The 13046-nt window shown below is 36.4% G+C and carries 10 protein-coding genes; all 10 read right to left on the reverse strand.

Annotated features, from left to right (window positions below):
* Nucleotides 1-10: 10 nt before the first annotated feature.
* Complete coding sequence (rimP, locus tag KGF86_RS07310; protein WP_186868707.1) at nucleotides 11-481, reverse strand: ribosome maturation factor RimP; 471 nt, start codon at nucleotides 479-481, stop codon at nucleotides 11-13.
* A gap of 260 nt (nucleotides 482-741) precedes the next feature.
* Nucleotides 742-1614 (reverse strand): STAS domain-containing protein, encoded by an 873-nt coding sequence (locus tag KGF86_RS07315; RefSeq protein ID WP_211741476.1) that lies wholly within the window; start codon nucleotides 1612-1614, stop codon nucleotides 742-744.
* A gap of 171 nt (nucleotides 1615-1785) precedes the next feature.
* On the reverse strand, nucleotides 1786-6075 hold the full coding sequence (locus KGF86_RS07320; RefSeq protein WP_211741477.1) for a PolC-type DNA polymerase III: 4290 nt from the start codon (nucleotides 6073-6075) through the stop codon (nucleotides 1786-1788).
* A 225-nt stretch (nucleotides 6076-6300) separates the two neighbouring features.
* Entirely contained in the window at nucleotides 6301-7569 is a 1269-nt protein-coding gene (rseP, locus tag KGF86_RS07325) for an RIP metalloprotease RseP (protein WP_186868704.1), read from the reverse strand.
* 48 nt (nucleotides 7570-7617) lie between these two features.
* A complete protein-coding gene (locus KGF86_RS07330) occupies nucleotides 7618-8424 on the reverse strand; it encodes a phosphatidate cytidylyltransferase (RefSeq protein WP_186868703.1) in 807 nt (268 codons plus the stop codon).
* A gap of 15 nt (nucleotides 8425-8439) precedes the next feature.
* A complete protein-coding gene (gene uppS / locus KGF86_RS07335) occupies nucleotides 8440-9204 on the reverse strand; it encodes an undecaprenyl pyrophosphate synthase (protein WP_186868702.1) in 765 nt (254 codons plus the stop codon).
* A 577-nt stretch (nucleotides 9205-9781) separates the two neighbouring features.
* Complete coding sequence (gene frr / locus KGF86_RS07340) at nucleotides 9782-10339, reverse strand: ribosome recycling factor (RefSeq protein WP_186868701.1); 558 nt, start codon at nucleotides 10337-10339, stop codon at nucleotides 9782-9784.
* A 2-nt stretch (nucleotides 10340-10341) separates the two neighbouring features.
* Nucleotides 10342-11064, reverse strand: coding sequence for a UMP kinase (gene pyrH / locus KGF86_RS07345; RefSeq protein ID WP_186868700.1), 723 nt, complete (start codon nucleotides 11062-11064; stop codon nucleotides 10342-10344).
* A gap of 97 nt (nucleotides 11065-11161) precedes the next feature.
* The gene (tsf, locus tag KGF86_RS07350) at nucleotides 11162-12046 is read right to left on the reverse strand and encodes a translation elongation factor Ts (protein ID WP_211741478.1); all 885 of its coding nucleotides are present in this window, start codon (nucleotides 12044-12046) and stop codon (nucleotides 11162-11164) included.
* 132 nt (nucleotides 12047-12178) lie between these two features.
* A complete protein-coding gene (gene rpsB, locus KGF86_RS07355) occupies nucleotides 12179-12928 on the reverse strand; it encodes a 30S ribosomal protein S2 (protein ID WP_211741479.1) in 750 nt (249 codons plus the stop codon).
* Nucleotides 12929-13046 lie beyond the last annotated feature (118 nt).

Below are 13046 nucleotides of genomic sequence, written 5' to 3' on the forward strand. Positions count from 1 at the left end.
TCTTTCCCCCTTATAATGTAACTGCGAGTCTCGCTTTTGCAATTTTCTCAAATGGTATCTCTACTTGATGCTTACGTGTTTTCACTTTGTATTCAATAGTAGCAACATTGTTTGAGAAATTTACTAAAATACCTTCGTATGCCTTTTCACCATTAATTGGTTCAAATAACTTTACATAAACATTTTTGTTTATGCTTTTAGCAAAGTCTTCCACAGTTTTGATGGGGCGTTCCACTCCTGGTGAAGATACCTCTAGGAAATACGCTTCCTGTATAGGGTCAACATCATCTAGCTTTTCACTCAATTGCTCGGACACTTCGCCACATTCGGTGATGTCTATTCCGCCTTCTTTATCAATAAAGACTCTTAAAAACCAATTTTTTCCTTCTTTTACATATTCGATATCGACTAACTCTAGATTCTTTTCTTCTAGAATTGGCCTAACTAGTTCTTCTGTTGTTTTGACAACCTGAGAGCTCAAGTCTAACCCTCCTCCTTTTAACTCTAGCTGTACTTACTATATCTTATTATTGACTAACTGCCTATTTTTCATTTAAAAAGATAAACCAATATAAAACCCTTGCCAATAGGCAAGGGAATGTTACACAACGTAGGCAGATTACGAAGAAAGAGTGGGAATGCCCACTCTTTTGTCCGATACTATCGATACTTACTACTAAAATATACCATAAGTAATATGGCTATGCAAGAAAATAACGAAGAAATAGCCCTTACATTTCTTTATTTGGAAAATAAATCAACTAGGGATTCCCTACTATGATTAGTATCGATTTTTAAATAATCTTGTAAAGCTTTTTGAAGGGAAGCCTTTGTAGTTGCTTTACCACCGAATTCTACATCTAGTTTAATCATATTGCGAACAATCTCTCGCCTTAAACCAGTGATGACTAATTTACTTCCCATCATACCTACACCATCTAACAATTTTAGGAATAACCGAATTGCTTCGTTGTCCATTTCGGCTATGCCAGATAGATCCATAATCAGTGTTTGAATTCTCATTCGACCAACTTCAAATAAGACTTTTTCCTCGATTACATTTGCCCGATTCGTATCAATCGTGCCGATCAGTGGAAGAATACTAACGTCTGGGGTTATCGGAATTATTGGCACAGAAAGATTGTTTACTAATTTTTGCTGTTTCTCAATTAACTCATCTTTATACTTGGAATAGCTAATAAAAAAGCTATTGGTGAATGAGTCGACCAGCTCATTATATATACTCGTTTCTGTATAGAAGTTTTCGCTATTCTTTACCTTATGACCGTTAAGGGTATCAAAATGGTATAAAAACTCCCAGAACGTTTTACGGATTGCTCGAATCCACTCCAATTTGAAGCTGAGTGTCATGGCATGCTTAGCCCAAACTATGCCTTCTTTTTTCGCAAACTCCTCTACTTCATCAAGCTTACCATCCACGATTAAAAGTACAAGTTGATGTGCATTATCCAGTAGATTTATATTACCAATTACATGTATCTCATTAATCTTATCCCGTACATTAACAGCAACACTAAGTAACCTTTCTTCAAATGAAGGCCGATTTAAAACTAGAAAATCATGAAGATCTTCACTTTTAATCAAATTAGGCACTAGACACACTTCCTTCTATATTTGAAATTATTATATCTGGATACAAACGTTATTTTCAAGAAAAATTATAGGTGAAACTTTCGACAGCTATGGTAGATGACATAGAAAAAAAGAGAGGTAGCACCCCAATGTATATACCACATTAAGTCACCTCTCAAACCTAAACTATTGTTAGAATAATGAAAGCTGATTTTTCTCTTCCATGCCTTCTAAACAACCATGATTATCTAAATATTCTAGTATTGTTTTAGAAATTTTACTTCTTTCTCGCAAATCTTCCTTGGATAAGAATTCTCCCTCTTCTCTTGCTTTTACAATGTTGATAGCTGCGTTCGTTCCTAGTCCTTCCACTGCATTGAATGGTGGGATTAACGTGTTACCTTCTACAACAAATTCACTAGCCTTCGATTTATATAGATCCACTTTTTGGAAAGAAAATCCGCGCTCACACATTTCAAGGGCAACTTCTAAAACCGTTAATAAACTCTTCTCTTTAGGTGGAGCATCATTTCCTTTTGCATTAATCCCTTCTATACGTTTACGAATAGCCTCCGATCCTTTAACCATTGTGTCCAAGTCAAAGTCACTTGCACGAACAGTAAAGTAAGCAGCATAGAAGAAAATTGGATAATGTACTTTGAAATAAGCAATACGTACTGCCATTAAGACATAAGCGGCTGCATGGGCTTTAGGGAACATATATTTAATCTTCTTACAAGATTCAACATACCAATCTGGTACATTATGCTTCTTCATTTCCACAATCCACTCATCCTGCAAGCCTTTCCCTTTACGTACGGATTCCATTATCTTAAAGGCAAGTGATGCTTCCAGCCCTTTATGCATTAAATACACCATAATATCATCACGACATCCAATAACCTCTGGTAATTGACATATACCATCGTTTATTAATTCTTGGGCATTCCCCAACCATACATCCGTACCGTGCGATAGTCCAGAAATAATAACTAATTCAGCGAAGGTTTTTGGTTTTGTATCTTCTAACATCTGACGAACAAACTTTGTTCCAAATTCTGGTACACCTAATGTACCTGTCTTACTATTTATTTGTTCTGGCTTAACACCTAACGATTCCGTGCTTGAAAATATTTTCATGACCTCTTTGTCATCCGTTGGAATCGTTTTAGGATCTATTCCACTTAAATCCTGAAGCATACGAATGACGGTCGGATCATCGTGTCCTAGTATATCAAGCTTCAACAAATTATCATGAATCGAATGGAAGTCAAAGTGTGTGGTTTTCCATTCACTTTTACGATCATCTGCAGGGAATTGAATCGGTGTAAAATCATAGATTTCCATATAGTCTGGTACTACAATGATACCACCTGGATGCTGACCAGTGGTACGCTTTACACCAGTACAACCTTTCACTAATCGATCAACTTCTGCATTTTTAAAGACTAGGCTCTTATCAGATGCATAGCCTTTTACATAACCATACGCAGTCTTTTCCGCGATTGTACCAATTGTACCCGCACGATACACATAATCCTCGCCAAATAATACCTTGGTATAGTTATGAGCTTTTGGTTGGTATTCACCAGAGAAGTTTAAATCAATATCAGGTACTTTATCTCCTTTAAAGCCTAGGAATGTTTCAAATGGTATATCCTGCCCATCCTTATTAAGCGATGTTCCACAATTTGGACAAGCTTTATCAGGTAAATCAAATCCACTAGCATACGAACCATCTGTAATAAATTCATTATAATGGCAATCTGGACATACATAATGAGGTGGTAAAGGATTAACCTCTGTGATTTCCGTCATCGTCGCTACAAAAGATGACCCAACTGAGCCCCTTGAACCTACCAGATATCCATCATCTAGCGATTTTTTTACTAGTTTATGAGAAATCAGATAGATAACAGCGAAGCCATTACTAATAATACTATCTAACTCTTTCTCTAAACGATCTGTCACGATTTTCGGAATGTCATCACCATAAATAAACTTTGCTCGTGAATAGCATAAGTTTCTAATTTCTTCATCGGCACCTTCTATTTTCGGTGTATATAAGTCATCTTTCACCGGTGAAATTTCTTCTATTTCATCTGCAAGTGCTTGTGTATTTTGAACGACAATTTCTTCTGCCTTCTCTTTTCCTAGGAAGCTAAAACATTCCATCATCTCATTAGTTGTTCGAAACGGCGTATCAGGTAATGTAATACGATTTAAAGGATTACCCGCTTGTGATGCGATTAAAATTTGCCGATACATTTTCTCATGATCATCAACATAATGAACATTACCACTGGCAATTACTTTTTTATTCATTCGCTCTCCTAGCGCCACAAGCTTTTTAATGATATCTAAAATTTGCGCTTCATTTTGAACAAGTTCTTTCTCTAGAAGATGGGTATAGTTACTCGGTGGCTGTACTTCAATATAATCATAAAATTCAGCGACTTTTTCCGCTTCTTCGGCTGATGTCTGCATCATCGTCTCAAACACTTCACCTTTATCACAAGCAGTACCAACTAAGATTCCCTCACGATGCTTTTGTAAAACAGAGCGTGGAATACGTGGTACCCGGTAAAAATAATCAATATGAGCATACGATACTAATTTATATAAATTCTTTAATCCTTCTTGTGTTTTGGCGATTAAGGTACAGTGGAAGGGTCTTGAGCGTTGATACGCATTCCCCTCTCCCATATGATCATTCAGTTGATTATGGTTCGTAATCTCTTTGTTTAGAACAGCTTGTACCAACTTCCATAGTAAATAACCAGTAGCCTCCGCATCATAAATAGCGCGGTGATGCTGTGTTAATTCAATGTCTAGGTGCTTACACAGCGTATTTAATCGATGGTTTTTTAATTCTGGAAATAAGAAACGAGCTAACTCTAGCGTATCAATCACCGGATTAGTTACTTTGTCATACCCAATTTTGTTATATCCTTGGTTTAAGAATCCGATATCAAAGCTTGCATTATGGGCTACGAATACTGCGTCACCACTCCAGTTGTAAAAATCTCTTAAAACATCATTTATCTCTGGGGCATTCTTAACCATATCATCGGTAATTCCGGTCAAATCAATTGTTGTTTGAGATAACGGGTGATGTGGATTAGCAAACGATTCAAAGCGATCGACTATCTCTCCTTGATGAATTTTTACTGCTGCAAGTTCAATTATTGTATCATATACAGCCGAAAGTCCTGTTGTCTCCACGTCAAAAACAACATAGGTTGCATTAAATAAATCGACATCACTTTCGTTATAAGCAATCGGAACACCATCATCAACCAAATTTGCTTCTACCCCGTATAACACTTTAACCCCGTGCTTCTTACCAGCACTATGCGCCTCGGGAAAGCCTTGTACTCCTCCATGGTCTGTAATCGCTATCGCCTTATGCCCCCACTTAGCTGCTTGTTCTACAAGTCTAGCTGGTGAAACGACCGCATCTAGTTGACTCATTGTTGTATGAGCATGAAATTCGACTCGCTTTTGGCCGTCCTCAGCGGTATCTTGGCGTGAAGCAACTTGTACTTCATGCATATCATTAGCCATCATGGCTAATTCGTTAGAGTACATATCCGTTTGAATACTTCCCCTTGCTTTAATCCACATTCCTTTTTTAAGCTGTTCGAACTTCGCTGCATCTTCGTCGTTTCTAGAGAACATTTTAATTTGTAAGGAATCGGTATAATCAGTGGCCTTGGCAATCAATAGGCTTCTTCCAGATCGTAATTTGCGGATCTCAACATCAAAGACATATCCCTGTACGGTAATCCGTTTTTCTTCCTCTTGGATTTCCTGCATCTCTACTACATCATCTTGGATTTTATATCCTATGACAAATGGCTGATTTTCTTCCACATTTCGATCTTTATCACGTTTTTCTTTTTCTTGTATCGTTTTTAGAATGAGTTTTTGGTCTTCAATAGACTTTTGCTCACGAAACTTCTGAATCTCTTCCATTTCCGTTTTAACATCTACTGTTAATGGGTAATAAGAGATTCCAACTTTTTGACAGAAGGCTTTAAAATTCTCATCTAAACGTTTCTTTAAAGCTGTCGCCTCTGCCTCGTTTCTAGCAGTTAACATAATCTTATTACCGTTAACTCTTGGTTTTTGATTAAAAACTAAATCTCTGTAAGCTGGAGATATATCTGGGGTTAACTGTAAAAATAATTGCCAATAATCACATAGCAATTCTTCACTACAGTGATTATCTCCTGGATAAAGGGTTAATTCTATAGCGGCAAGCTGCTGAAATGCATGCTTTAATCTTGTTAACAGCTCTTGATAGATTTTGGAAGGGAGAACCTTCTCAACTTCTATATGAAAATGCCATATTTTTTTTATCTTAAAGATTTCTAACTTGGTTAATGAACTGTCTTGAAAGTACTGTTGAACATGCTCCCCAGGCATTTCAATTTGCTGAAGCAATAATTTCATTTTCTCTTTTTTTGATATGTCCATTCTTATATTCCTCCTGCCTCTTAAGCAAATCAGGATATTATGAAACGATGGAAACCCTTGTCATTAAAATGAAGACAAGGGTCCCAGTTACTCTACCTATTCTGTTTCTATACTACCTTCTTTTATCAATAGATACAACCATTTCTTAATGGTAATATTTTTAATTTACTATACCCTACCTGAATTAACGGTAAGTGGTTGAGTGTATCGCGTTGTATCAACTTATTACAAGAACAATCGTTGTATATCATTCCAGGTTACGATAATCATCAGTAGCATTAGTAGCGCAAAGCCAACAAAGTGGAATATCCCTTCTTTTTCTGGTTCCATTGGTTTTCCGCGAACAAGTTCAATTCCAACGAATAACAGCCTTCCACCATCTAGTGCTGGTAACGGAACAAGGTTAACAACACCTAAGTTAATACTTAAAATTGCCGTCCACATTAAGAAATTCATAAAACCAGTTTGTACCACTTGGTCTGTTGCATCATATATACCAACTGGTCCAGATAGCATATCAATTCCTAACTGACCTGTTATCAGCATCATTAGGTTCGTTAAGATCATTGAAGTTGTTTCATAGGTTTTTTCAGCACCATATTTAAAGGAACCCCAGAAAGTTTTTTCCATTGCCTGGGTAACACCAACCTGGCCAATTGGTTCTCCTTCTCCCTCTATAGGAGCTACTTCATTCGGAACTACCATTAAGTTAAGTGTCTCACCATCACGTAATACCGTCATTTCAAGTTCTTCACTAGGATTTGCCCGTACAATGGTTGTAAATTCTTCCCAAGTAGAAATCGATTGCTCATCAATTTGAATAATCTCGTCATTTGGTTGGAATCCCGCTTCTTCAGCAGGACTACCGGATTGAATTTGGCTTATTTTTGCCTCATCCACCGGAACACCTTGTACAACACCAAGTATAATAAAGATAACTATTGCTAAAAGAAAATTCATCATTGGACCAGCAAACAATTGCATTGCTCGTTGGCCAGGTGTTTTCGATGCAAATTGTCGGTCATATGGAGCAATTAATGTTTCTTTTTCGTCCATTACAAATAATGCCTTACGATCTACATCGAAATGTAAAAGCTCATCTTCTTCATCAATTTCATAACCTTGAATGATTAATTCATGGTCTAAATCCACTTTTTCTACTTCAATTACTCTGGCATTGGGGTGTTTCGATTTGTTGTTTACAATTATTTTATTTACTTTACCTTCATCATCAAATTCCAAACCGATATGATGACCTGGCTTTAGTTCGATGATTTCTGGATCATCTCCTGCAACCCGCACATACCCACCAATTGGAAGTAACCGAATTGTGTATAAGGTATCATTTTTCATAAAGGCAAATATTTTTGGACCGAATCCAATTGCAAACTCGCGAGCTAACATACCAGCACGCTTTGCAAAGATTAGATGTCCCAATTCATGGACGAATACTAAAAGCCCAAACATAAATATAAACGCAATTACTGTTGTCAAGCCTAACACCTTCCTTTATTGAAGTAGAAAAAAGTATCTAACCCTCACTTAGTTTCCAGTTATTAGTTGTAGGATTAAATGGAGAACAGGAAATACAAATATAGCACTATCAAACCTATCCAAAATCCCACCGTGTCCTGGCAAAATCTTCCCTGAGTCTTTAATGTCGTAATGACGCTTAAATGCTGACTCAACTAAATCTCCAATTTGACCAAAAACGGAAACCATTATCGAAATAATAATAATCGCAGTTATACTATATGGAAAGCCATAAATCAAATGAAAAATTACCCCAACTACTATCGCAAGGATAATCCCACCGACAGCCCCTTCAATTGTTTTGTTTGGGCTTATTTCTGGCCATAATTTATGCTTTCCTAAAGCCCGTCCTGCAAAATATGCCCCTGTATCAGTAGACCATATTAATAAGAAGGCAAAAAAGATATAAGCTAGTCCATCACTACCATTTCTTGTTTGGAGTAAATAGAAAAACCCCATTCCAACATAAAATACAGCTAATAAGACAAAGCCGACATCATCAAACGTAAATTTGTTTTTTAGTAATACTGTATAAGCAAGTAAGACAAAAACAAATACTACGATTATTTGTGCAGTGTTATTAAGGAAAGAAATGGTAAAGTCTACATCCGCTGCCGGGAATAATAGTAACCATAATAATATAATAGCTAGTAAACCCGGTGGGGAAAACCAATTTATTTTATGCATTTTAAGGAGTTCGTACAATCCTACCGTTGCTAATAAATATACTACAATCGTAAATGGCTCGTTACCAATTATTAAAAGTGGTATAAATAAGATTAGTGCGATAACTCCTGTCAGAATTCGTTGCTTCATATACGATACATCACCTTAAATACCTCCAAATCGCCTAGACCTATTCTGATAGTCCATAAGTGCTTCGACAAATATTTCTTCATTAAAGTCAGGCCATAATACATCAGTAAACCAAAACTCTGTATAGGCTGATTGCCAAAGGAGGAAGTTACTAAGTCTTTGTTCTCCACTTGTACGAATTAATAAATCCGGATCTGATAGATGATTAGTATATAAATATTGCGATAATCGTTCCTCATCTAATTGCTCAAGGGAAAATTTGTCTTCATCAAAATCCTTCATGATTAGTTTAATGGCGCTTAATATTTCATCTCTACTTCCATAATTCAATGCAAAGTTGAGTAATAATCCATCATTATTCTTCGTTTTTTCCTTCGCATACCTTACCGCTTCTTTCGTATAATCTGGTAAGGAATCAAAATCACCTATCGTCTCAATACGTACATTATTTTTCATTAGATCAGGTAAGTAAATATGTAAAAATTCCTTTGGTAATCGTAATAAGTATTCTACTTCCTGTTTTGGCCTTCTCCAATTTTCAGTTGAAAACGCAAATAAAGTTAGAACCTTAATGTTGTATTTAACGGCCGTTTCGACCGTTTTTTTCACGACATCCATCCCTGCTTTATGACCTGCAATTCTTGGTAGGCCCTTTCGTTTTGCCCAGCGCCCGTTTCCGTCCATAATAATCGCTACATGTTCTGGTACGTTGGTTAACTCTTCAGATTGTATAAATCTTTCTTCATTCTTCGATTTAAAAAAAGGAAGTTTCATTGGCATAGTTCCTCCGAACACTGGTGTTAATGCATATAGAAATTCTATAATATGTATGTATCATAACTAACAGATATGACTGGACATATTATTACTATATTTTAACATAAAATCGTTCACTCTTTACTATTAAACATCATCAAATGTATAAATCCCATTATAACGTTAATGAAAAGAGAATACAAAAGAGGATGGGACAAAACTATTTCTAACATAGGATAAACCGAACACGAAAGTTAGCGCATCAAACCCGCCCCGGAAATATACTTGCGGTTGGTGGGCGGCTGGTGAGCCTCTTCAGAGCTAACGCTATTCCGGGGTCTCAACCGTGCCCTTTCCTCCCACAGGAGTCTCCGTATATTTCCGGGGCTAATGTAGTGATTGTTCGTTTTTTATTACCTTTGTTTTTGTTTTGTCCCAGCCTCTTATTTATACGTTGGTAAGCTATATACTTTTAACAATTTAGCCTCTCGACATAGTATAATTTATTGTACCAACTATTAGTAATACTAAAGTTCGCTAATAAGTAGCGAACTTTAGGCTTCTACTATTTCATTAGTTAAAATAATAGAATATTACAAGCTTAAACTTCCATAATTTCTTGTTCTTTTTGCTTCGCTAACTGATCAATTTCAGCTATATGCTTATTGGTTTGTTCTTGAACATCGTCCTGAGAAGCTCTTAGTTCATCCTCTGTGAGGTCGCCATTTTTTTCTGCCTTTTTCAGTGCATCATTTGTATCACGGCGAATATTCCTTACTTGCACACGATATTCTTCGGCATATTTTCCAACTACTTTCACAAGATCTTTTCTACGTTCTTCTGTAAGTGGTGGGATGTTAATACGGATCACATTTCCATCGTTGGATGGGGAAAGACCTAAATCAGCCTTTTGAATAGCCTTTTCGATATCCCCCATTGCTGTTTTATCATAAGGAGTAATAACAAGTAAACGAGCTTCAGGAGCAGATATAGTTGCTAACTGATTAAGTGGTGTGTTAGCACCATAATATTCAACAAATACACTGTCTAGAATAGCAGGATTCGCTCTACCAGCTCTTACCGTTGCAAGATTTCTAGAAAATGCTTGTACAGCCTGATTCATCTTATCTTGGCATTCATTCATAATTTGATCTGTCATGATTATTTCCCCCTTATTATCGTTCCGATTGTCTCACCTTGGACAACCTTTTTAATATTTCCTTCTTCTGTAATAGAGAATACAATTAGTGGAATATCATTTTCCATACATAATGTTGAAGCTGTGGAGTCCATGACCCCAAGGCCTTCATTTAACATTTCCATATACGAAATGTTCTCGTATTTTTTAGCATCTTTATTTAAGCGAGGATCATCTGAGTAAACACCATCTACATTATTCTTAGCCATTAAGATTACTTCTGCTTCTATTTCAGCTGCTCGTAATGCTGCTGTGGTGTCTGTTGAAAAGTAAGGATTACCAGTACCCGCAGCGAAAATGACAACACGCTTTTTCTCTAGGTGGCGAATTGCTTTTCTCCGAATATATGGTTCTGCTACTTGGCGCATTTCAATGGATGTTTGTACACGTGTCGGAATATCGATTGTTTCTAGTGCATCTTGTAATGCAAGTGAATTCATTACGGTTGCAAGCATTCCCATATAATCAGCGGTTGCTCGATCCATTCCCATTTCACTACCAACTTTACCACGCCAGATGTTGCCACCACCGACAACAATAGCAACCTCTACACCAAGACTAACAACATCTTTTACTTGTTCTGCAATAGACTGAATAATTTTAGGTTCAATGCCATATCCTTGGGTTCCACTTAAAGCTTCACCACTTAATTTAAGTACAATTCTACGGTAACGAGCTGTTGTCATAATAACCTCCACTTGAAATAGATTTAAACATAGTACCATAATCTATGTGCTCATGGTGAAATAGGGAACATTAGATGTCCCCTATTGTTTTTTATCATTATTTTTTAACTTGGCTCATTACTTCTTCTGCGAAGTTTTCAGAACGTTTTTCCATTCCTTCTCCAACTTCATAACGAACAAATGTTTTAACTGAAGCACCTTTTGCTTCTACATATTTTTTAACTTTTTGATCTGGATCTTTAACGAAGCTTTGTTCAAGTAAGCAAATTTCTTCGAAGAATTTACCTAAGCGACCTTCCACCATTTTTTCAACGATGTTTTCTGGTTTACCTTCGTTTAAAGCTTGTTGTTTTAATACTTCACGCTCATGGTTAATCACATCTTCAGATACTTCTTCACGAGAAACATATTTAGGATTTACTGCTGCAACATGCATCGCCACATCTTTAGCAACTGCTGAGTCAGTAGTTCCTTCTAATAGAGTTAGAACCCCAATACGGCCTCCCATATGAAGGTATTCACCGAATGCATCATTATCAGTTTTTGTTACAAGTTCAAAACGACGTAGAGAGATTTTTTCACCGATTTTTGCAACAGCAGAGTTGATGTAAGTTTCTACTGTTTCACCGTCACCATTTAGCTTTTGTTGTAGTGCTTCTTCAACAGTAGCAGGCTTTTGAGATAGTAAATGACTTCCTAAATCTACTAGTAGTTGTTTGAATTGTTCATTTTTGGTAACGAAGTCTGTTTCACAGTTCACTTCTAAAAGTACTGCTGTATTGCCTTCAGATGCAATGTATGTAGAACCTTCAGCTGCAATACGGTCAGCTTTTTTAGCTGCTTTAGCAATTCCTTTTTCACGTAGATAGTCAATTGCTTTCTCAATATCACCATTTGTTTCTGTTAGTGCTTTCTTACAATCCATCATTCCAGCACCTGTTTTTTCACGTAATTCTTTTACTAATTGTGCAGTTATAGCCATTGTGAATCCTCCTTATAATTGTCTCTATTAACATTATCTTTGTTATTGTTAATATGCTTTCGGTTTATAAATTTACTTCTTTAAAAAAGGTGATAAAAGGCTTATCCTCTTATCACCTGACCTTTTCAGAAATTAAGCTTCTTCCGTTGCAACAGCTGTTTCTTCTTCTGGTTGAGCTTCTTCAGCTACTTCTAGTTCTTCACCTTGTTTTACTTCAAGGATAGCATCTGCGATTTTACCTGTTAGAAGTTTTACAGCGCGGATAGCATCATCATTTGCTGGGATCACATAATCAATTTCGTCTGGATCACAGTTCGTATCAACGATTCCGATAATTGGAATGTTTAATTTATGTGCTTCAGCAATTGCAATACGCTCTTTACGAGGGTCAATTACAAATAAAGCATCTGGAAGTTTTTTCATGTCTTTAATTCCACCAAGGAATTTAACAAGACGTTCTTTTTCTTTTAATAAACCGACAACTTCTTTTTTAGGAAGAACTTCGAACGTTCCATCTTCTTCCATTTTTTCAATTTCTACTAAACGGTTAATACGTTTACGAATTGTTTGGAAGTTTGTTAATGTACCACCTAACCAACGTTGGTTGACATAGTACATTCCAGAACGGATTGCTTCCTCTTTAACAGAATCTTGTGCTTGTTTTTTAGTACCTACGAAAAGAACAGTACCACCATTTGCAGCAAGTTCCTTCACATAGTTATAAGCTTCTTCAACCTTCTTAACTGTTTTTTGAAGATCGATGATATAGATGCCGTTACGCTCAGTGAAGATATATTTCTTCATTTTTGGGTTCCAACGGCGTGTCTGATGTCCAAAATGTACACCAGCTTCTAGTAATTGCTTCATAGAAATTACTGACATTATTTTTTCCTCCTTGGTTTTTTCCTCCGTTTGCATCATTTCTGTATAAAGACCTATACGGCACCATTTTATACAAATCAACAAACGTGTGTGGTTATAAATAATTAGTTTGTATTTA

Source organism: Ornithinibacillus massiliensis (genome assembly GCF_018310345.1).
Classification (GTDB): domain Bacteria; phylum Bacillota; class Bacilli; order Bacillales; family Amphibacillaceae; genus Ornithinibacillus; species Ornithinibacillus massiliensis.

Coding starts and splice junctions, on each gene's coding strand:
- KGF86_RS07320 (WP_211741477.1), bottom strand. CDS start 6,075: ATGGACATATCAAAAAAAGAGAAAATGAAATTATTGCTTCAGCAAATT.
- KGF86_RS07330 (WP_186868703.1), bottom strand. CDS start 8,424: ATGAAGCAACGAATTCTGACAGGAGTTATCGCACTAATCTTATTTATA.
- uppS (WP_186868702.1), bottom strand. CDS start 9,204: ATGCCAATGAAACTTCCTTTTTTTAAATCGAAGAATGAAGAAAGATTT.
- frr (WP_186868701.1), bottom strand. CDS start 10,339: ATGACAGATCAAATTATGAATGAATGCCAAGATAAGATGAATCAGGCT.
- pyrH (WP_186868700.1), bottom strand. CDS start 11,064: ATGACAACAGCTCGTTACCGTAGAATTGTACTTAAATTAAGTGGTGAA.
- tsf (WP_211741478.1), bottom strand. CDS start 12,046: ATGGCTATAACTGCACAATTAGTAAAAGAATTACGTGAAAAAACAGGT.
- rpsB (WP_211741479.1), bottom strand. CDS start 12,928: ATGTCAGTAATTTCTATGAAGCAATTACTAGAAGCTGGTGTACATTTT.